This window comes from Paracoccus isoporae, from assembly GCF_900101865.1.
Classification (GTDB): Bacteria; Pseudomonadota; Alphaproteobacteria; order Rhodobacterales; family Rhodobacteraceae; genus Paracoccus; species Paracoccus isoporae.
In genome coordinates this window covers 336444-356586 of the sequence record NZ_FNAH01000002.1, presented here as the reverse complement: position 1 = coordinate 356586, position 20143 = coordinate 336444, and the positions used below count along the sequence as shown (strand labels likewise).

Annotated in this window: 16 protein-coding genes, 1 tRNA gene and 1 pseudogene; 10 read left to right on the top strand and 8 right to left on the bottom strand. The window is 65.1% G+C overall.

What is annotated here, in order from left to right:
• Positions 1-8: 8 nt before the first annotated feature.
• Positions 9-320, bottom strand: a complete 312-nt coding sequence (locus BLT73_RS05270) for a winged helix-turn-helix transcriptional regulator (protein WP_090521901.1) — start codon at positions 318-320, stop codon at positions 9-11.
• Between the two features lie 151 nt (positions 321-471).
• On the opposite strand from BLT73_RS05270, the gene BLT73_RS05265 reads away from it, so the two are divergent.
• The 3 genes from BLT73_RS05265 (at position 472) to BLT73_RS05255 (ending at position 1579) form a co-directional block, all read left to right on the top strand.
• On the top strand, positions 472-1062 hold the full coding sequence (locus tag BLT73_RS05265; protein WP_090521532.1) for a flavodoxin family protein: 591 nt from the start codon (positions 472-474) through the stop codon (positions 1060-1062).
• 64 nt (positions 1063-1126) lie between these two features.
• Positions 1127-1210 (top strand) — tRNA-Leu (locus BLT73_RS05260).
• Positions 1211-1264: 54 nt separating this feature from the next.
• A complete protein-coding gene (locus BLT73_RS05255; RefSeq protein WP_143025628.1) occupies positions 1265-1579 on the top strand; it encodes a hypothetical protein in 315 nt (104 codons plus the stop codon).
• A gap of 69 nt (positions 1580-1648) precedes the next feature.
• Here BLT73_RS05255 and BLT73_RS05250 read toward each other — a convergent pair whose 3' ends face one another.
• Together BLT73_RS05250 and BLT73_RS05245 are read right to left on the bottom strand one after the other, a co-directional pair.
• Positions 1649-3781 carry a TRAP transporter large permease gene (locus BLT73_RS05250; RefSeq protein ID WP_090521529.1) on the bottom strand — a complete coding sequence of 711 codons (2133 nt, stop codon included), beginning with the start codon at positions 3779-3781 and terminating at the stop codon, positions 1649-1651.
• Positions 3778-4437, bottom strand: coding sequence for a TRAP transporter small permease subunit (locus BLT73_RS05245; RefSeq protein WP_090521528.1), 660 nt, complete (start codon positions 4435-4437; stop codon positions 3778-3780). Before BLT73_RS05245 ends, BLT73_RS05250 begins: the two co-directional genes overlap by 4 nt.
• Positions 4438-4715: 278 nt before the next feature.
• Here BLT73_RS05245 and BLT73_RS05240 point away from each other — a divergent pair, with 278 nt between their 5' ends.
• From BLT73_RS05240 to BLT73_RS05215, 6 genes and pseudogenes are all read left to right on the top strand, one after another.
• Positions 4716-6320: a peptide ABC transporter substrate-binding protein gene (locus tag BLT73_RS05240; RefSeq protein ID WP_090521526.1), complete on the top strand. Its 1605-nt coding sequence runs from the start codon at positions 4716-4718 to the stop codon at positions 6318-6320.
• Between the two features lie 104 nt (positions 6321-6424).
• Positions 6425-7348: an oligopeptide ABC transporter permease OppB gene (gene oppB, locus BLT73_RS05235; RefSeq protein ID WP_090521525.1), complete on the top strand. Its 924-nt coding sequence runs from the start codon at positions 6425-6427 to the stop codon at positions 7346-7348.
• A gap of 10 nt (positions 7349-7358) precedes the next feature.
• Positions 7359-8282 carry an ABC transporter permease subunit gene (locus tag BLT73_RS05230; RefSeq protein ID WP_090521899.1) on the top strand — a complete coding sequence of 308 codons (924 nt, stop codon included), beginning with the start codon at positions 7359-7361 and terminating at the stop codon, positions 8280-8282.
• Positions 8282-9250 (top strand): annotated as a pseudogene (locus BLT73_RS05225) (oligopeptide/dipeptide ABC transporter ATP-binding protein); the annotation flags it as partial. The gene BLT73_RS05230 and the pseudogene BLT73_RS05225, both read left to right, overlap by 1 nt.
• A gap of 142 nt (positions 9251-9392) precedes the next feature.
• Positions 9393-10433 carry an oligopeptide/dipeptide ABC transporter ATP-binding protein gene (locus tag BLT73_RS05220; RefSeq protein WP_090521521.1) on the top strand — a complete coding sequence of 347 codons (1041 nt, stop codon included), beginning with the start codon at positions 9393-9395 and terminating at the stop codon, positions 10431-10433.
• 155 nt (positions 10434-10588) lie between these two features.
• A complete protein-coding gene (locus BLT73_RS05215) occupies positions 10589-11686 on the top strand; it encodes a Hint domain-containing protein (RefSeq protein WP_090521520.1) in 1098 nt (365 codons plus the stop codon).
• Positions 11687-11778: 92 nt separating this feature from the next.
• Here the strand turns inward: BLT73_RS05215 and prfB are convergent, their stop codons facing one another.
• The 4 genes from prfB to BLT73_RS05195 form a co-directional block, all read right to left on the bottom strand.
• The gene (prfB, locus tag BLT73_RS05210; protein WP_090521518.1) at positions 11779-12906 is read right to left on the bottom strand and encodes a peptide chain release factor 2; all 1128 of its coding nucleotides are present in this window, start codon (positions 12904-12906) and stop codon (positions 11779-11781) included.
• Between the two features lie 87 nt (positions 12907-12993).
• On the bottom strand, positions 12994-15585 hold the full coding sequence (locus BLT73_RS05205; RefSeq protein WP_090521516.1) for a penicillin-binding protein 1A: 2592 nt from the start codon (positions 15583-15585) through the stop codon (positions 12994-12996).
• 115 nt (positions 15586-15700) lie between these two features.
• Positions 15701-16888: an N-acetylmuramoyl-L-alanine amidase gene (locus BLT73_RS05200; RefSeq protein ID WP_090521514.1), complete on the bottom strand. Its 1188-nt coding sequence runs from the start codon at positions 16886-16888 to the stop codon at positions 15701-15703.
• The gene (locus tag BLT73_RS05195; protein ID WP_090521897.1) at positions 16885-18021 is read right to left on the bottom strand and encodes a pyridoxal phosphate-dependent aminotransferase; all 1137 of its coding nucleotides are present in this window, start codon (positions 18019-18021) and stop codon (positions 16885-16887) included. Before BLT73_RS05195 ends, BLT73_RS05200 begins: the two co-directional genes overlap by 4 nt.
• 135 nt (positions 18022-18156) lie before the next feature.
• On the opposite strand from BLT73_RS05195, the gene BLT73_RS05190 reads away from it, so the two are divergent.
• Positions 18157-18912: a DsbA family protein gene (locus BLT73_RS05190; RefSeq protein ID WP_090521895.1), complete on the top strand. Its 756-nt coding sequence runs from the start codon at positions 18157-18159 to the stop codon at positions 18910-18912.
• Positions 18913-18969: 57 nt separating this feature from the next.
• Here BLT73_RS05190 and ispG read toward each other — a convergent pair whose 3' ends face one another.
• Positions 18970-20097: a flavodoxin-dependent (E)-4-hydroxy-3-methylbut-2-enyl-diphosphate synthase gene (ispG, locus tag BLT73_RS05185; protein WP_090521893.1), complete on the bottom strand. Its 1128-nt coding sequence runs from the start codon at positions 20095-20097 to the stop codon at positions 18970-18972.
• Positions 20098-20143 lie beyond the last annotated feature (46 nt).

The window sequence follows — 20143 nt, the reverse complement described above, 5'->3', positions numbered from 1 at the left end:
CCTGCCGCTCAGCGGGGCGGTGGCCGCCATCCCTCGGCGTCCCAGCGACGGGCGACGATGCTCAGATCATCCATCAGCCCGCGCAACTCCAGCCCGCGCGGTGTCAGCGAATAGGTGACCTGAGGCGGAATCGTCGCGGCCTGTTCCCGCAGAACCAGCCCGGCGGCGTCCAGCATCCGCAGCCGTTCCGTCAGCACTTTCGTCGAGATTCCCGGCACCAGCTTCTGCAACGCGCCGAATCGCTGCGGCCCGTTCTGCGCCAGCACCCAGAGCAGATAGCTTGTCCATTGCCCCGAAATCACCCGGAGCAGGCGGTCCACCGGGCAGGCCGGCAGATTTTTTTCAGGCGGGATCCGGTCAGGTTTCACGGCAATTCTCGCATGCAGGTAACTAACTTACCAAAAGGTGCCTGCTTTCATTTTGAAAGTAAAGAGGCCAGCCTGCAGCCATCGACAGCATCAGGAGCCTCTCATGACGAATATCGCAATGATCTATTACAGCGGCTACGGCCATACCGCGAAACTCGCCGATGCCGTGACCGAGGGCATCCGCGCCGGCGGCGCCACCCCCATCGCCATCCGCATCAACGATGACGGTCTCATCGGCGACGATGACTGGTATTCCATCGAAACCGCCGATGCGATGATCTATGGCAGCCCCACCTATATGGGCAATGTGGCGTGGCAGTTTAAACGCTTTGCCGATGCCAGCTCAAAGCAATGGATCCGGCAGGGCTGGGCCGGACGCATCGCAGGCGGTTTCACCGTCTCGGCCAGCACTGTCGGCGACAAGGGGGAAACCATCTCCTGGCTGATGACCTTCGCACAGCAGCATGGCCAGATCTGGGTCGGCCCCGGCCAGTTGCCGAACAACGCGCTGGGAAGCACGCCCGCCGATGTCAACTGGACCGGCTTCTCGACCGGGCTGATGGGGATCGCGCGCTCCGATTCCACCCCCGATCAGGGCCCCTATCCCGGCGATCTGGCGGCCGGGCGGCAATACGGGCAGCGCATCGCCCTGTACACCTCACGCCACGCAGGTGCCGCGCGCAAGGCCGCCTGATGCCCATCGCGCCCGGCGACAGCCCCTTGCCGCCGGGCAACAACCCCGCTATTTCCGCTCTGTTGCCCGAGTGGCGGAATGGTAGACGCAGCGGATTCAAAATCCGCCGGAGCAATCCATGCCGGTTCGAGTCCGGCCTCGGGTACCAGCCACGCGATTGTTGCCGCGCCAGCAGACCCGCGCGCGGATGAAGGACATTGATTTGGCAAAGACCCTCCTGCCCGTTCTGCTTGGCGCCGCGCTGATCCTGGCGGGGTGCGGTGATCGCAGCGGCGACTACCCGGCCCTGCTGCCCTCCGAACAGATCCTGGCCGAGCCCGCGATTCCCGGTCACGCCGAGATTGCGGCCTCCAGCCCCGATCAGGTGGTGAGCGATCTTCAGAACGCCGGTGCGGCCCTCGCCGTCTCCTCGGCGGAGGTCACGGCGGCGCAATCGGCGGACGCGCAGGCGCTGACGGCGCGGGCCGAGGCGCTGCGCCGCCGCGCGGCGGAGCTGGCCCGGACCGCGCCAGAGTAAACTGGCAAAGCCGCCGCGATTCGCCCCGGCCCGATGGGCCACGGGGGCGTGCGGCCCCCGGCCCCGTTCTCAGTTCGACAGGCCCGGCGGTGGGCCGCCAAGCGGGTCCAGCCCGCCGGGTTGCGGGGAGGTCTCTGCGGGCGCGGGGGCACCGCTCTCGGGCTCATCGCTTGCGGGGTCGTCGCTTGCGGGGGCGTCGGCCGCGGGCGTCCCGAAATCGGGCGCGCCGCCCAGGCCACCGAGACTTCCCAGACCGCCATCCGCCGCGCCGCTTTCAGCCCCGGCGCCTGCGCCGCCAGGCGCGGCATCGCTGCCGAAGGGCACGCCGCCCAGACCGCCGAGCGATCCGAACCCGCCCGCATCGCCGCCGCCCATGGGCACGGTGAAATCGACCGATTCCACATCCACCGGCGCGCCCTTGTAATGCATGACCAGCCCCGGAAACAGGATCACGATCCCGATCATCAGGATCTGGATGAAGACGAACGGCACCGCGCCCCAGTAGATCTGGCCCGAGGTCACCCCCTCCAGCCGCCGCCCGGTCACCCGGTCGTCATAGGCGCTGCGCGGGGCGACGCTGCGCAGATAGAACAGCGCAAAGCCGAAGGGCGGATGCATGAAGCTGGTCTGCATGTTCACGCCCAGGATCACCCCGAACCAGATCAGGTCGATCCCCAGGCTTTCCGCCGCAGGCGCCAGCAGCGGCACGATGATGAAGGCCAGCTCGAAGAAATCGAGGAAGAAGGCCAGGAAGAACACCAGCACCGAGACCACGATCAGGAATCCGTATTCGCCGCCGGGCAGCGAGGTCAGAAGATGCTCGACCCAGATATGACCGTTCACCCCGTAGAAAGTCAGCGAGAACACCCGCGCCCCGATCAGGATGAACATCACGAAGGCCGCCAGACGCGTGGTGGAGGCGAGCGCCTGCCTTATCACCTCGATATTCAGCCGCCCCTTCATCGCCGACAGCACGAGCGCGCCGACCGCGCCCATCGCCCCGCCCTCGGTCGGCGTGGCCCAGCCTAGAAAGATCGTGCCCAGCACGAAGAAGACGAGCGCCAGCGGCGGCACCAGCACGATGATGACCTGCTGGGCCAGCTTGCTCAGAATGCCCAGGTGATGCGCCTCGCTGGGGGTGAAATCGATCGCGCCCCGCAACACACGCATCAGCGCGGAATAGAGCAGGAAGGCCACCACAGCCGCGACGAACAGCAGCAGGATCAGCGCGCCGACGCGCGGATTGGTGCCTAGCCCGGACACCGCGTCGGAGGCGATCACAGCATTCACCCCGGTCCAGGCGATCAGCGCGGCGGCAAGCGCCACGCCCAGCTTGACGAGAAAGCGCCAGCCCTCCTTGTCGAACATGGCGACGAAGAACAGGAACCCCACCGCCGATGCCGCCGAAAGGATACTGGCATTGCTGCCCTGCGAACCGGCCAGCAGACGATGCGCGCCGATGGCAACCGCCACGGCGATGCCGACCACGATCAGCAGCGACAAAACGCCGGACCCGAGCGTCCGCGCCTCGCGCGGCAGGGCCGGCACGGATTGCGGGCGGATGATCGACATCACGAAGACATAGAGCAGATAGATCCCGGTCAGCACCAGACCGGGGATCAGCGCGCCCTTGTACATATCGCCCACCGACCGGCCCAGCTGGTCGGCCATGACGATCAGCACGAGGCTCGGCGGGATGATCTGCGCCAGCGTCCCCGAGGCCGCGATCACCCCCGTCGCCACCCGCCGGTCATAGCCGTAGCGCAGCATGATCGGCAGCGAGATCAGCCCCATCGCGATGACCGAGGCCGCGACCACGCCGGTCGTCGCCGCCAGCAGCGCGCCGACGATGATGACCGCATAGGCCAGCCCGCCGCGGACCGGCCCGAAAAGCTGGCCGATCGTGTCCAGCAGATCCTCGGCCATGCCGGATTTCTCCAGCAATATGCCCATGAAGGTAAAGAAGGGAATGGCCAGCAAGGTCTCGTTCGACAACACCCCCCAGAGCCGGTCGGGCATGGTGCCCAGAAGGTTCCAGTCGAGATAGATCGAGCTCGACAAGGGGGCCAGCTCCACCCCGATCACGAAGAACAAGAGCCCGTTCGCCGCCAGCGCAAAGGCCACCGGATAGCCGAACAGCAGGAACAGGATCAGCGAGACGAACATGATCGGCGCCATGTTCTGCGCGATAAGCTCCATCATGCGCGGCCATCCTTGTTGTCATTGTGATCGCGGGGATGGTCGATATCCATGTCCGTCACCGGGTGATCGGGGCTGGCAAAGCCCGATTCGGCGCGCAGGGCCGGGTCGATCTCCAGCGGCGCATGGGGGCCGGAAATGGCGTGCGGATCCTCCATCGCGCCGCGCATGACCGCGATCTTCTTGATGATCTCGGAGATAGCCTGGAAGAACAGCAGCACGAAACCGAACAGCAGCAGCGCCTTGGCCGGCCACAGCGTCAGCCCGCCGAAACTGGCCGAGACCTCGCCGCGCTGGAAGGATTTGATGGCGTAGGGAAACAGGAAATACAGCATCACCAGCGTAAAGGGCAAAAGGAAGAACACATGCCCGATCAGGTCGATCCAGTGCTGCCGCCTGCGTGACCACATGCCATAGACCAGGTCGATGCGGATATGCTCGTTCTCCAGCAGCGTATAGGCCGCCGCCCCCAGGAACGCGGCACCGTAGAAATACCATTGCAGCTCCAGCCACATATTCGACGACGTGCTGAACAGCTTGCGCACGATGGCGTTGCCGGCGCTGACCATCACCGCCAGCAGGATCAGCCAGGACACCGCCCGGCCGATCGCGGAGTTCATGCGGTCAATGCCGCGCGCCAGGGCCAAAAGCCCACCCATGTTGCAACCTCCCCGAAGCGGGCGATCATCTGGCGTCGGCCCGCGAAAATATCTGCGTTTTGTAGCGTGCCGCCCGCCCCGATCAACCCCCCGCGGACAGCGCCAAGCGAATTGGCCGGCCCCGCACCCCTCGCCGCGGCCCGCGCCCGGTACCAGCCGGAAGTTTACGCTAGTGCCCCAAATCATGTTCAGACAAGTCTTGCCTGCCGGTTGAATTTGCCTAACCTTGCGCCATTCGGGCGCGCAACGACGCGCCGCCAACACGGGAGATCTTCCGCATGACCAAGTTTCTGATGACCACCGCGCTCGCGCTGAGCTTTGCCGCGCCGTCTTTCGCGGCCACCGTCGCCGAGGGCGACACGCTGGCCGAGACGCAGGAATATAATTTCTGGCTGCTCGACGGAATCAAGACCGTCGATCCGCAGCTCAACACCGATGTCGAAGGCTCGGACGTGATCCGCCAGCTTTTCGAGGGGCTGATGAACGAAGACGCGACCGGCGCGATGATTCCCGGCGTGGCCACCGATTACGAGATGTCCGAGGACGGGCTGACCTATACGTTCAATCTGCGCGAGGATGCGCGGTGGTCGAATGGCGAACCGGTGCGGGCGCAGGATTTCGTCTATGGCTGGCAGCGCGCCGTCGATCCGGCCAATGCGTCGGAATATGCCTGGTTCATCGAGCTGATGAATGTCGTCAACGCCACAGAGATCGTGAATGGCGAGGCCGAGGTCGATACGCTGGGCGTGACCGCCATCGACGACACCACGCTGGAGGTGCAGCTCAGCCAGCCCACCGCCTATTTCATCAAGACGCTGTCCCACGCCACCACCTTCCCGGTGCTGCAATCCGTGGTCGAGGAACATGGCGATGACTGGACCCAGCCCGGCAATCTGGTCGGCAACGGCGCCTACACGCTGACCGGGCATAATATCGGCGTGACCATCACCATGGAGAAGAACCCGGAATACTGGGACGCCGAGAACGTGATTCTCGAAAAGCTCACCGGCGTGGTGGTGAATGACCAGAACGTCGCGCTGACCCGCTATCAGGCGGGCGAGCTTGACCGGATGGATATTCCCGCCGGCCAGTATCCGCGCCTGTCCGAGGAGTTTCCCGACGAGGCCATCTCCTTCCCCTATTCCTGCTCCTACGCCTATCTCGTGAACATGTCCGACAAGGGCCGCGAGGAGTTGCAGGATGCCAATGTGCGCCGCGCGCTCGCTCTCGGTCTGAACCGCGACATCATCGTCGATCAGGTGCTTCAGGGCGGTCAGCGCCCCTCCTATAACTGGACCCATTGGGCGATTGAGGGCTTCGAGATGCCCGAGATCGAAATGGCGTCGATGAGCCAGGAGGACCGCACCGCCGAGGCCAAGCGCCTGCTGGAAGAGGCCGGCTATACGCCCGACAACCCGCTGCGGCTGACGCTGAACTACAACACCTCCGAAGATCACAAGAAGATCGCCGTGGTCGCCCAGCAGATGTGGAAACCGCTTGGCGTCGAGCTGACGCTGAACAACATGGAATGGAAGGTGCATACCGACCGCATGCAGGAACAGGATTTCGAGCTGGCCCGCTACGCCTGGTGCGCCGATTACAACGAAGCCTCGACCTTCCTCGATTATTTCCGCTCCACCGGCTCGAATTACGGCGAGTTCGACAATGCCGAATATGATGCGCTGCTGGACGAGGCCGTCACCTCGGAAAACCCGAACGAGCAATACACGGCGGCCGAACAGATCCTTGCCGCGGAATTGCCGCTGATCCCGATCTATCACTACGCCAATGTCGATATGATCAAACCTTACGTGAAGGGCGTGCCGCTCGAAAACGTGATGAACAATTGGTACGGCAAGGACATGTATATCGCGGCTGAATAAGCCCCGCGATGGAGTTGCGGGCCGGGACGGGTTGACCCCGCCCCGGCCCGCGGCGCAATCTTGTCCCCTTCCCGCCCTCGCGGCACCCTGACCGGAACCAGAGGATGTTCGGATATATTCTTCGACGGCTGGCCGTTGCCATCCCGACCCTGCTTTTGCTGATTGTTTTCTCCTTTATCCTCATGCACGCCGCGCCCGGCGGACCGTTTACCCGCGACCGCGAGATCCCGGCCCAGGTGCTCGCCAATCTTGAGGCGAAATACGGGCTGGACGATCCGCTGTGGAAACAGATCCTGGATTATGTCTGGGGCATCATCCGGCATTTCGATTTCGGCCCCAGCTTCGTCTATCCCGACCGCTCGGTGAACGAGATCATCGCCGCCGGTTTCCCGGTCACGCTGACCTACGGGCTTCTGTCCTTCGTGCTTGCCGTCGGGGTGGGCGTCGCACTCGGCGCGGCGGCGGCGATCCGGCAGAACAGCTGGCTCGATTACCTCGCCGTCGGCATCTCCATCGGCGCGCAGGTGCTGCCGAATTTCGTCATGGCGCCGATCCTCGTGCTGCTCTTCACCCTGACACTCGGCTGGCTGCCCGGCGGCGGGTGGAGCTTCAACAACCCCGATTACTGGATCATGCCGGTAATCGCGCTCGGCACCTCCTACATGGCCTCGATTGCGCGGATCACCCGGTCCTCGATGCTGGAAGTGCTGAGTTCCAACCATATCCGTACCGCGCGCGCCAAAGGCCTGCCCGAGCGTCGGGTGATCTGGAAACACGCGATGAAACCCGCGCTTCTGCCGGTGATCTCCTATCTCGGCCCGGCTTTCGTCTCGATGATCACCGGCTCGGTGGTGATCGACATGTATTTCTCCACCGGCGGGATCGGGAAAAGCTTCGTCGATTCGGCGCTGAACCGGGATTACGCGGTGATGATGGGGGTCACGATCCTCGTGGGCGCGCTGACCATATTGTTCAGCCTTGTCGTCGATATCATGTATGCATGGATCGACCCGAAGATCAGGTATTGATGCCATGACCATGATCGAACACGATAAAATCAAGGGCCTGTCGGATCGCATGGCGGCCGAGGAGGTCCGGGGCCGCAGCCCCTGGGCCGATGCGCGCAAGCGTTTCATGAAGAACCGGGCGGCGATGGTGGCGCTGATCGTGCTGGTGCTGATCGTGATCTTCGCGATCTTCGGGCTGGCTTTCGCGGAATGGGATTACGAATCCATCGACTTCATGGTGATGGGCTCGGCCGCGACGCAAGGCATGCCCTCGCTTGAAAACGGGCATTATTTCGGCACCGATGATCTCGGCCGCGACATCTATGCCCGCACGGTGATGGGCACGCGCATCTCGCTGATGGTCGGCACGGTGGGCGCGCTTGTCGCGGTGATCGTCGGCACGCTCTATGGCGCGACCTCGGGCTATATCGGCGGGCGCACCGATCAGGTGATGATGCGGCTCGTCGATATCCTGCTGTCCATCCCCTATATGTTCGTGCTGATCCTGCTGCTGGTGATTTTCGGCCGCCGGCTCGAAATGCTGTTTCTCGGCATCGGGCTGATTTCCTGGCTGGAGATGTCGCGCATCGTGCGCGGCCAGACGCTGACGCTGAAAAACCGCGAATTCATCGAGGCGGCGCGGGCGACCGGCGTCCCCGGCTGGAAGATCATCCTGCGCCATATCGTGCCCAATCTGCTGGGCGTGGTCGCGGTCTACGCGACGCTTCTGGTGCCGCTGATGATCCTGACCGAAAGCTTCATCTCCTTCCTCGGCCTCGGCGTGCAGGAGCCGCTGACAAGCTGGGGCGCGCTCATCTCCGAAGGGGCGGGCACGATGCGCTACGGCACGATCTGGCAGCTCGGTTTCCCGCTCGGCTTTTTCTGCGTCACGCTCTTCGCGCTGTTCTTCATCGGCGACGGGCTGCGCGACGCGCTCGACCCCAAGGATCGCTGATGGCACTTCTCGACATCCAGGATCTGCATGTCACCTTCCAGACCAATGACGGTCAGGTCCATGCGGTCAATGGCATCAACCTGTCGCTCAACCGCGGCGAGACGCTGGGCGTGGTGGGCGAATCCGGCTCGGGCAAGTCGCAACTGGCCTTCGCGGTGATGGGGCTTCTGGCGCGCAACGGCCGCGCCGCCGGCAGCGTCCGCTTCGACGGGCAGGAAATCCTGAACGCCAAGCCGAAACTGCTGAACCGCATCCGGGCCGAAAAGATCGCCATGGTGTTCCAGGACCCGATGACCTCGCTCAACCCCTATATGCGGGTGGCCGACCAGATGGCCGAGGTTCTGGTGCTGCATCAGGGCGCGTCCAAGCGCGACGCGGTGGCGGAATCGATCCGCATGCTCGACGCGGTGCGCATCCCCGACGCCAGGGGCCGCGCGCGGCTGTTCCCGCATGAGTTCTCCGGCGGCATGCGTCAGCGGGTGATGATCGCCATGGCGCTGCTCTGCCAGCCCGACCTGCTGATCGCGGATGAGCCGACCACCGCGCTCGACGTGACCGTGCAGGCGCAGATCATGACGCTGCTCGCGGATCTTCAGGCGGAATTCGGCATGGCGATGATGCTGATCACCCATGATCTGGGCGTGGTCGCAGGCGCCTGCGACCGGGTCACGGTGATGTATGGCGGCCGCATCCGCGAGGAAGGGCCGACCGATCCGATCTTTGCCGATCCGGCCCATCCCTATACCAAGGGGCTTCTGGCGGCGATCCCGCGCGTCGATCAGAAGGGCGACCGGCTCTCGGCCATTCCCGGCAGCCCGCCCAACATGTCCAACCCGCCGCCCGGCTGCGCCTTTGCGCCGCGCTGCGATTTCGCGATGGAGATCTGCGTGCAGGACCGACCCGCGCTTGCCGCCTTCGCCCCCGGCCGCGCCCGCGCCTGTCATGCCGAGATCAGCGTGATCCGCGAGGGTGCCGCACCCCATGACGATTTGCCCTTCGAGGCCGCGGCGGATGAGGCGGGCGCGCTCTCCACCCCCGAACCCGAACCCGAGATCGAGGCGGGGCTGAGCACCGGCCCCGCCACGGCCGGCCCCCCGCAGGAGCGTCCCGATGACCCACGCTGAACCGCTGCTCGACGTGCGCGATCTGCGCGTCACCTTCGACATCAGGCGCGAGGGCGACATGCCCTGGTCCCCGCCGCGCCTGCTTCATGCGGTGGGGGGCGTGAATTTCGCCTTAAACCCCGGCGAGACGCTGGGCATCGTGGGCGAATCCGGCTCGGGCAAGTCGACGCTGGCGCGGGCGCTGATCGGTCTGGTTCCGGCCAATGGCCATGCGATCTGGCAGGACGGCACCGATCTGATCGGGCTCTCCCCGCGCCGGATGCTGCGCTATCGCAACGACATCCAGATGGTGTTCCAGGACCCGCTCGCCTCGCTCAACCCGCGCATGACGGTGGGCCAGATCATCGCGGAGCCGCTGCGCACCCATCATCCCGGCCTGTCGCGGGCCGAAATCAAGACCCGGGTGAAAGAAAACATGGAGCGGGTGGGCCTGCTGCCCAACCAGATCAACCGCTATCCGCATGAATTTTCCGGCGGCCAGTGCCAGCGTATCGGCATCGCGCGGGCGCTGATCGTGGAGCCCAAGCTGATCATCTGTGACGAGCCGGTCTCGGCGCTCGACGTGTCCATCCAGGCGCAGGTCATCAATCTTCTGGCCGATCTGCAGCGCGATCTGGGCCTCGCGCTGATCTTCATCGCCCATGACCTGTCAGTGGTGAAACATATCTCTGACCGGGTGCTGGTGATGTATCTGGGCCGGGTGATGGAGCTGGCCGAGGCGCAATCCCTCTATGCCGCGCCGCAGCACCCTTATACCCAGGCGCTGCTCTCGGCCGTCCCCGTCCCCGACCCGGAGCTGGAGCGGTCCAAGACCATCATCCCGCTGGCCGGGGAACTGCCCTCACCCATGTCCCCGCCCTCGGGCTGCGTCTTCCGCACCCGCTGCCCGCGCGCGCAGGCAGCCTGCGCCGAGAGTGTGCCCGAGCTGATGGGCAGCCCCACCCATCTGACCGCCTGTCATTTCCCCGGAAAGCTGAGCGAGGAGGAGGTGGCGCTTGCTGTGCAGGCCGAGGCAGAGCCGGCATAGACCCGCCATTGATGCCAGGTTGGCTATTGCTTTTTGTTAATACCGTGCAAGTTGAAATGATCGCGCTGTTCGGGGCATAAGCGGCAACTGGACGGGTCAGGTGTTTTGTGACGCTGCACGCGACCCAGAGTCGTGTCGCGCGGTAAGGGGTAACGATGGCAGATTATGCATTTGGCGGCCTGATCAATGCCCCTGGCGTGTTCACATGGGTCTCCGGCGGGACCGATCCCGGATCGACCATCGACGAGGTCGGCGATGGACTTCCCGAGGCGTATAAGGATCAGGTTTACATCTATAATGGCGGCAGCAAGAACGCGGTCGTCGTCACCGACGACGACGACGGCTTTGTCGAGGCAGACGGTCGGCAGCAGCAACTCGCCCAGCCTGCCACGATCAACGGCACCCCCTACACCACTGGTGCGAAGATCACCACAACTGGGATGATCGTGTTCAACGATCCTGAGACGAACACCCAGTATACCGTCTTCACCGGCGCGGCCGGCACGAACAGTTCAGGGGTCGCCAGTCCGACGGATTTCTATATCTGGCAAGGCGGAAAGGAACCACCGCCCGGCACCAGTCTGACCGTCTTGTCGCGCCAGCAACCCAACAGGATCCTCTATAGCAGCCTGCCCGCGCCGTGTTTCTGCAATGGCACACTGATCGAGACGCCAGAAGGGCAGTGCCCGGTCGAGGAACTCACGACAGGCGATCTTGTCATCACGGCATCAGGGCGCCCCATTCCCATCCTGTGGATCGGGTCGCGCGAAGTAGGGCCGGACGATCTGCGCAACCTGCCCAAACTTCGCCCGGTCGTGATTTCCGCTGGCAGCCTTGGCTCGGGCACACCCGCCGCGGATCTCACGCTGTCGCCACAACACCGTGTGCGTATCGCCTCTGCCATCACGCATGAGCTCACCGGCACCGACGAGGTTCTGGTTCCGGCAAGCAAGCTGATCGGTGTGCCGGGGGTCAGTCTGCGCGACAGCGATGAGCCGTTCACCTATTATCACTTGCTGCTGGAGGCGCATAGCTGCGTGCTCAGCAACGGGGCATGGACGGAATCCCTTTATCTCGGCAAGGAGTTTCTCGGCAGCCTTTCCGCCGAAGGGCGGGCAGAACTGGCAATGATCTTCCCGGAGTTATTCGGCCCGGAATTTCACTATCCGCCTGCGGCTCCGATCATGTCGCGGCGCAAACATGTGGACCGGTTAATTGCGCATCATCTGAGAGAATCCGCAACGCTGACCTGAGCAGCCGTAAATATCGCGGCGAAGAAGAAACCCGGCTCTGCACGACGCGCGGTGTACGCCCAGTGTACACCCGGTGCACACCCCGTGCGGCCCTATTCCTCCGCCGTGGCTTCCGCCCGGCTCTTGCCCGACACATCGAGCGCCAAGGTCGCCGCCATGAACCCGTCAAGCGCCCCGTCGAGCACCCCTTGCGTGTCCGAGGTCTCGTGCGAGGTGCGCAGATCCTTCACCATCTGATAGGGATGCAGCACATAGGACCGGATCTGGTTGCCCCATCCGGCATCTCCCTTGGCATCGTGCTGGGCGTTGATCTCGGCATTGCGGCGGTCGAGTTCTTGCTGATAAAGCCTTGCTTTCAGGGCATTCATCGCCGCTTCACGGTTCTGGTGCTGCGACTTCATCGAGCTGGTCACGACGATCCCGGTCGGGAGGTGCGTGATCCGCACCGCCGAGTCGGTGGTGTTCACATGCTGCCCGCCCGCCCCTGACGAACGATAGGTGTCGATGCGGATATCGCTGTCGGGCACGGTAATCTCGATATTGTCGTCCACCACCGGATAGACCCAGACCGAGGAAAACGAGGTATGCCGCCGCGCCGAGCTGTCATAGGGCGAGATCCGCACCAGCCGGTGCACCCCCGATTCCGTCTTCAGCCAGCCATAGGCGTTATGCCCGGAAATCCGGTAGGCGGCGGAGCGGATTCCCGCCTCCTCGCCCGCTGATTCCGAAATCAGTTCAACGTCATATCCCTGTTTCTCGGCCCAACGCACATACATGCGCGCCAGCATCGCGGCCCAGTCACAGCTCTCCGTGCCGCCCGCGCCCGCGTTGATTTCGAGGAACGTGTCATTGCCGTCCGCCTCGCCGTTCAGCAGGGCTTCGAGTTCCTTCTGCGCGGCCTCCTCGGCCAGTTTCTTCAGATTGCCCTCGGCCTCGGCCACCAGATCCGCATCGCCCTCGGCCTCGGCCAGCTCGACCATCTCGGCATTGGCCTCCAGATCGCCCTCGATCCGGCGATAGCCTTCGACCGCATCGGACAGCGCCTGGCGGTCGCGCATCAGCTTCTGCGCGCGGGCCGGGTCGTTCCACAGATCGCCATCCTCGATCATCGCGTTCAGCTCTTCCAGCCGGTGCGGCGCGGTGTCCCAATCCATGCGCTGCGCCAGCAGCCGCAGGGATTTGCGGATCGCATCAACGGTGGCGGCGGTTTCGGCGCGCATGGGGTCGGTCCTTCCGTAACGGGTGGATGGTGAGATAACGCGAGACGCCCGCCCTCACAAGGGCAGGCGCGGCGCGCTGCGGCAGTGTCAGTAGAGCCCGCCCGAGGAGATGGTGCCGAAATCGGCCTTGCCGGGGATGACCTTGCGCTGCCCGGTCGAGGTGGTGACGGCCTTGCTGCCATATGTCCCTGCCCCGGTCGCCGGAAGCGCCTTCAGCGTCAGCGGCAGCCCGTCCACCGCCGGCATGATCTTCGGCTCGAACCCGCCATCGACATAGGCCATGCCGCTGTCCAGCGTGGTGCCGTCGCGGAAGAATTCCGAGATGACGTTGGCGCCGCTGGCATCGGCCGAGAGCCGCGCGCCGGTAAAGCGGTCGATCTTCATGAAATACCCGCCCTCCGGCACCTTGAAGGCCGAGCCGCCATACTCGGCCACGGCCTGCCGCATGAAGGCATTGAACACCGGCACGCAGAGCGTGCCGCCATACGCGTTCTGGCCCAGGGTGCGCGGCTGGTCGTAACCCAGGTAACACCCCGCCACGATGTTGGAGGAGAAGCCCACGAACCACACATCCTTGGCTTCATTGGTGGTCCCGGTCTTGCCCGCGATCGGCACCGGCAGATTGACCCCGGTGCCGGAGCCGCGCTTGACCACGCCTTCCATCATCGAGGTGATCTGGTACGCCGTCACCGCATCCATCACCCGTTCGCGGTTGGTGTCGATCTCGGGCGCGGTGCCGGCGGGCAGCGCGTTCTGCGAACAGCCCACGCAATCGCGCTGATCGTGGCGATAGACGGTGCGGCCGCGCCGGTCCTGCACCCGGTCCACCAGCGTCGGCTCCACCCGCTCGCCGCCATTGGCGAACATCGCATAGGCCGCGACCATGTTGTAGAGCGTGGTTTCCTGCGCGCCGAGCGAATTCGCCAGGAAGGGCCGCATCTGCCCGTCGGGATAGACTCCGAACCGCTCGGCATAGTTGGCGACGGTCTGCATGCCGATATCCTGGGCGACGCGGATCGTCATCAGGTTGCGCGACTGCTCGATCCCGGTGCGCAGCGGTGTCGGACCATAGGTGCGGTTGGAGGCGTTCTTGGGCCGCCACATCCCGTCCGGCGTGTTGATGGCGATTTCTTCGTCCACCACGATGGTCGCCGGGGTATAGCCATTGTCGAGTGCTGCGGCATAGACGAAGGGCTTGAAGCTCGACCCGGGCTGGCGCATCGCCTGCGTCGCGCGGTTGAACACCGAGGATTGATAGGAAAACCCGCCCTGCATGGCGATCACCCGGCCGGTATTGACGTCCATCGCCATGAAGCCACCCTGCACCTCCGGCACCTGTCGCAGGGTCCAGCGGATGAAGCTGCCATCGGCATCGCTGGTCATGGCGCCAACCATGACCACATCGCCCGGCTGCGCCAGATCGCCCACACCCTGCGCCCGCGGGCCCAGCGAGCCGTCCTCGCGCTCCGGGCGGGCCCATTGCGCGTCCTTGGCCGGCACCCAGTGGCCGTCGGCATCCTCCTCGATCCCCTCGATGCCGATGCGGGCATTGCCGGCGTCACTGACCTCCAGGATCACGGCGGGCATCCAGCCCGGCACGTCGCGCGGGGCGGCCTTCACATCGAACAGGGCCGCGCGCCACGCGGCCTCGCTGGCAAGCGCCTCCTCGGGCAGCGTCTCGATCACGCCATGCCAGATGCCGCGGCCGCGGTCGTAATCCTCGAGCGCGCTGCGCAGCGCGTCGGAGGCGACGGATTGCATATGCGGCTCGACGGTGGCGCGGATCGTCAGACCGCCGCCGAAGAACTCATCCTCGCCGAACTCCTCGGAGAGCTGGCGGCGGATTTCGTCGGTGAAATAGTCGCGCGGCGGCAGTTTCTCTGCGAACGCCTCGAAATCGCCGTTCTGAACCGAGCGCAGCGGCTTGGCCGACTCCGATTTCATCGTGGCTTCGTCGATATAGCCGTTCTGCCACATCTCGCGCAGCACGTAGTTGCGCCGCTCGGTCACGCGCTCCTTGGCGCGGACCGGATGATAGCGGCCTGGCGCCTGCGGCATGGCGGCCAGCGTCGCGGCCTCGTGTGGTTCCAGCTCGGACAGGGTCTTGTTGAAATAGGTCTGCGCGGCGGCGGCCACGCCATAGCTGTTCTGGCCCAGGAAGATCTCGTTGAGATAGAGTTCCAGGATCTGGTCCTTCGACAGCGACTGCTCCAGCCGCGTCGCCAGGATCAGTTCCTTCACCTTGCGCTCGACGCTGCGATCCGAGGAGAGCAGGAAGTTCTTCATCACCTGCTGGGTGATGGTCGAGGCCCCGCGCACATTCTGGCCGCGCGACATGACCGCATCGCGCCCCGCCGCCATGATCCCGCGCATGTCATAGCCGTGATGCTGGTAGAAATTCTTGTCCTCGGCCGAGACGAAGGCCTCCTTGACCAGATCGGGGATTTCCTCCCCGGGCACGAAGATCCGCCGCTCCTCGGCAAACTCGTCGATCAGCCGCCCCTCGCCCGAATAGACCCGGCTGATGGTCTTGGGCGCATATTGGCTGAGCTGTTCATGGCTGGGCAGATCGCGCGAATAGGTCCAGAAGACCCCGCCCAGAATCAGCAGGCCGAAGATCAACCCGGTGACGAGAAGCGAGAAAATCGATCCGAAAAAGGAAAGGATGAACCGGAACACGCAGCAGCCCTTGATGAGGAATACGCGGCTTCTTAAACGCGCCGTGGCGTCAGGTCAAAACAAGCTTGGGTGAGAGCGCGGATTTCCGTTGCGGAATGACGGGCGAGGACCGGGGTCAATGGCGGCGCAGTTCGGCAAGGGCCGCATCGTCATCGAGCCAGGCGGTGATGCCGTCGGTGACGGCGCGCGACATCTGGGCCCGCCATCCCGGATCGGTCAGCCGGTCCCGGTCGCCGGGATCGGTCAGGAATCCCAGCTCCAGCAACAGGGACGGGATGTCCGGCGATTTCAGCACGCTGAACGCCGCCCCCTTGACCGGGTTGCGATGCATTGCGAGCCCCGCCTGCGCCAGTTCCGCCGAGATATGCTTGGCAAGTGCTTCGGACCGGGGCTGGGTGTCGGCGCGGGCCATGTCCATCAACGTCTCGGCAATCTGGTCATCCGTGCCCTGCAGGTCCAGCCCGGCCACCAGGTCGGCACGGTCGTGGCGCGCGGCCAGCTGGCGCGAGGCGCGGTCATCGGCCTGGCTGTTCCAGGTAAAGATCGCCGCCCCCGCCGCCTGACCTTCGGGCAGCGCATCGGCATGGAGCGAGATCAGCAGATCGGCGTTCGAGGCCCGCGCCTCGGTCATCCGTGCCTCCAGTCCGACAAACACGTCCTTTCGCCGGGTCAGCACGACCTCGAACCCGGCGCGGATCAGCTTTTCTGTCAGCTCATGGGCGAAGTCCAGCATCAGATCGGCCTCGCGCAGCCCCGCGGCCACCGCACCGGCATCAATGCCGCCATGGCCGGGGTCGATCGCGATGCGCAGCGGCTGCGGGCGGGACGGGTCCAGCACCGGCGTCGTGGGCTGCGGCAGGTTCCACAGCGCCGACATGGCGTTGGTGGCGCCGTCGTAATCCTCCGCCGCGACCGGCGACAGGCGCAGCGACAGCCCGGTCGCGCCCGGTGCCGCGGTGCGCATGACGGCGCTGCGCACCGCATAAGGCTCGCGCAGCTCGAACACCATCCGCGTCCAGCCGGCGCGGAACGGGGCGGCGCGCACGGCGGCAAAATTCTCCGCCCCGTCGAACACGTCCGCCGCGTCCGCACCAGGTGCCGCCTTCACATCGATCACCAGGCGCTTCGGCTGGTCGAGCAGCATCAGCCGATAGGGCGCCGGCCCGCTCAGCCGCAGGTCCAACTCCAGACCGTCGCCATCGGCCACGGCGCGGGTCGCCCCGGTCTTGATGCGCGGTACATCCTGCGCCGCGGATGCCAGCGGCCAGGCCAGCATCAGGAACAGCCAGATCACCCGGATCATCTGGACGCCATGAAACTCGACAGCCGGGCAATGCCCTCGGCGATATCGTCAGTGCTGCCGGCATAGGACAGCCGGATCGTCCGGCGCCCGCGCATCGGATCGAAATCCAGCCCCGGCGTCACCGCCACGCCCGCGCGCTCCAGGATCTCGCCGCAGAAGCGCAGGCTGTCATCGGTCATGGCCGAGACGTCGGCATAGACATAGAACGCCCCGTCCGGCGGCGCGATGCGGTCGAAGCCGATCTTGGGCAGCGCATCCATCAGACGGCGGCGGTTCTCGGCATAGACGGCGCGGAACCCTTCGCATTCCTCCATCGCATCAAGCGCCCCGAGTGCAGCGATCTGGCTGGCATGGGGCGGGCAGATGAACATGTTCTGCGCCAGCCGCTCCACGGTGCGGATATGCGCCTCGGGCACCACCATCCAGCCGATCCGCCAGCCGGTCATCGAGAAATACTTGGAAAAGGAGTTCACCACGTAGACATCATCGCTGAACTCGAGCGCCGAGTGGCAGCGTTCGCCATAGCTGAGCCCGTGATAGATCTCGTCCGAGATCACGCTGACCCCAAGCTCCGCCGCGCGATCCAGAAGCGTGCGAAATGCCTGCGGTCCCAGCATCGTGCCGGACGGGTTGCCGGGCGAGGCCAGCATCAGCCCCTGCACATCGGCCGGGATCTCCTGCGGGCACGGCTGATAGCGATGCTCGGGCAAGGTCGGGATCGCCACCGGGCTGAGCGACATCGCACGCAGGATCTGGCGATAGCTGGGATAGCCCGGATCGCCCATCGCCACCCGGTCGCCCGCATCGAAGAGCGCGGCGAAGGCCAGGGTGAAGGCCCCCGACGCCCCCGCCGTCACCACCACCCGAGTGGGATCGAGATCGACGCCGTACCACCGGTCATACAGCGCTGCGATTCCGGCGCGCAGTTCGGGCAGGCCAAGCGCCACGGTATAGCCGAGCGGCCGATCCAGCCGCGCCTGCAATGCGGCGCGCGCCGCAGCCGGTGCCCCGGTGGCGGGCTGGCCGACCTCCATATGGATGATGTGGCGCCCCTCCGCCTCGGCCCGGCGCGCGGCCTCCATCACGTCCATAACGATGAACGCCTCGACCTGACCCCGTTTCGATTGCCGCATCCGCATCCCGGCCCCTTTCGCCATGTCTATGCATGTCCCCTGACCTGCTGGTCAAGCGCTTCACGCGCGCGTGGCTTGTCTTTCCGGGCAATCCGCGCCACGCTCCGCGCCGACACCGAAACGGAGCTGCGCCCGATGAAACCCCTTGCGAACGCCCTGATCGCCGCCCTGATGATGACCGCCAGCCCGGCCCTGGCCTTCGATCCCGGCGCGATGTCGGAGGCCGAGAAACAGGCTTTCGGCGGGGCGGTGCGCGACTACCTTCTGGAAAATCCCGACGTGCTGATCGAAGCGATGAACGCGCTCGAACAGCGCCGGCTGGCCGGCGAGGCCGAAAACGACGCCGCGATGATCGCGCAGCGTTCCGACCAGATCTACGAGGACGGCGTCAGCTGGGTGGGCGGCAATCCCGATGGCGACGTGACGGTGGTGGAATTCATCGATTACCGCTGCGGCGTCTGCCGGCAGGCCTTTCCGCATGTCGAGGAGGTGCTCGCCCGCGACGGCAATCTGCGCCTGATCCTGAAGGATCTGCCGATCCTGGGCGAGGAGAGCGAGCTGGCCGCGCGCTTCGCCATCGCCGTCAAGCAGATCGAGGGCGACGACGCCTACAAGCAGGTCCATGACCATTTCTACAGCATGCGCGGCAATGTGACACCGGACGGGCTGCGGGCCATCGCCGAGAAGATGGGCTTCGACACCGATGCCGTCATCGCGGCGATGAACGGCGATGACGTGACCGATGTGCTGCGCGAGAATGCAAGGCTGGCGCAGGCGCTGAACATCTCCGGCACGCCCAGCTTCATCATCGGCGACACGCTGCTGCGCGGCATGCCCCAGACCGGCATCGTCCCGGTGATCGAAGAGGCCCGCGCGTCCACCGGCGGCTGACCGACAAGCCGGTCAGGGTTTCTCCTTCACCCAAATACCCGCCTGCTGCGGGCGCGGCTATTCCGCCGCTTCCGCGGTGTTCTGCGCCTCGATCCTCGCGGCGCGTTCCTCGACAAGTTCGACGATGTGATCGACCATCTGGTCATTACTCATCTTGTGGTCCTGCCGCCCGGCCATGTAGACCATGCCCGACCCTGCGCCGCCGCCGGTAAACCCGATATCGGTCATAAGCGCCTCGCCCGGCCCGTTCACCACGCAGCCGATGATCGACAGCGACATCGGCGTCTTGATATGTTCCAGCCGCGCCTCCAGGATCTCGACGGTCTTGATGACGTCGAAGCCCTGACGCGCGCAGGACGGGCAGGAAATGATCTGCACGCCACGCGTCCGCAGGCCCAGCGATTTCAGGATCTCGAAGCCGACCTTGACCTCCTCGACCGGATCGGCGGACAGGCTGACCCGGATCGTGTCCCCGATCCCGGCCCAGAGAAGATTGCCGAGCCCGATGGCGGATTTCACCGTGCCGCCGCGCAAGCCGCCCGCCTCGGTGATGCCCAAATGGATCGGCGCATCCGTGATCTCGGCCAGTTGCTGATAGGCGGCGGCGGACAGGAACACGTCCGAGGCCTTCACGCTGATCTTGAATTCCTGGAAATCGTGATCCTGCAGCAGCTTGATGTGGTCCATCCCGCTCTCGACCATCGCATCAGGGCAGGGCTCGCCATATTTCTCCAGCAGATGCTTTTCCAGCGACCCGGCATTCACCCCGATGCGGATCGAGCAGCCGTGATCCTTGGCAGCGCGCACCACCTCGGCCACGCGCTCCGCACTGCCGATATTGCCGGGATTGATGCGCAGACAGGCCGCACCCGCCTCGGCGGCCTCGATGGCGCGCTTGTAGTGGAAATGGATGTCGGCCACGATCGGGACCGGGCTTTCGCGGCAGATCTCGCGCAGCGCCTTGGTGGTCTCCTGATCGGGTGCCGAGATGCGGACGATATCGGCCCCGGCATCGGCGGCGCGGATCACCTGGTCCAGCGTCGCGCGCACGTCATGGCCATCGGTGTTGGTCATGGTCTGCACGCTGATCGGTGCGTCGCCGCCGACCGGGACGGTGCCGACCATGATCTGGCGCGATCTGCGCCGTTCGATATTGCGCCAGGGCCGGATCGGGTTATGCGTCATCGCCAACTCCATTGCTTGCGCCCCAGATAGTCGCTTGCGGGGCTGG

Coding starts and splice junctions, on each gene's coding strand:
- oppB (WP_090521525.1), top strand. CDS start 6,425: ATGTTCGGATATATTCTTCGACGGCTGGCCGTTGCCATCCCGACCCTG.
- ispG (WP_090521893.1), bottom strand. CDS start 20,097: ATGACGCATAACCCGATCCGGCCCTGGCGCAATATCGAACGGCGCAGA.
- BLT73_RS05220 (WP_090521521.1), top strand. CDS start 9,393: ATGACCCACGCTGAACCGCTGCTCGACGTGCGCGATCTGCGCGTCACC.
- BLT73_RS05200 (WP_090521514.1), bottom strand. CDS start 16,888: ATGATCCGGGTGATCTGGCTGTTCCTGATGCTGGCCTGGCCGCTGGCA.
- BLT73_RS05190 (WP_090521895.1), top strand. CDS start 18,157: ATGAAACCCCTTGCGAACGCCCTGATCGCCGCCCTGATGATGACCGCC.
- BLT73_RS05240 (WP_090521526.1), top strand. CDS start 4,716: ATGACCAAGTTTCTGATGACCACCGCGCTCGCGCTGAGCTTTGCCGCG.
- BLT73_RS05195 (WP_090521897.1), bottom strand. CDS start 18,021: ATGCGGCAATCGAAACGGGGTCAGGTCGAGGCGTTCATCGTTATGGAC.
- BLT73_RS05215 (WP_090521520.1), top strand. CDS start 10,589: ATGGCAGATTATGCATTTGGCGGCCTGATCAATGCCCCTGGCGTGTTC.
- BLT73_RS05230 (WP_090521899.1), top strand. CDS start 7,359: ATGATCGAACACGATAAAATCAAGGGCCTGTCGGATCGCATGGCGGCC.
- BLT73_RS05250 (WP_090521529.1), bottom strand. CDS start 3,781: ATGATGGAGCTTATCGCGCAGAACATGGCGCCGATCATGTTCGTCTCG.
- prfB (WP_090521518.1), bottom strand. CDS start 12,906: ATGCGCGCCGAAACCGCCGCCACCGTTGATGCGATCCGCAAATCCCTG.
- BLT73_RS05245 (WP_090521528.1), bottom strand. CDS start 4,437: ATGGGTGGGCTTTTGGCCCTGGCGCGCGGCATTGACCGCATGAACTCC.
- BLT73_RS05265 (WP_090521532.1), top strand. CDS start 472: ATGACGAATATCGCAATGATCTATTACAGCGGCTACGGCCATACCGCG.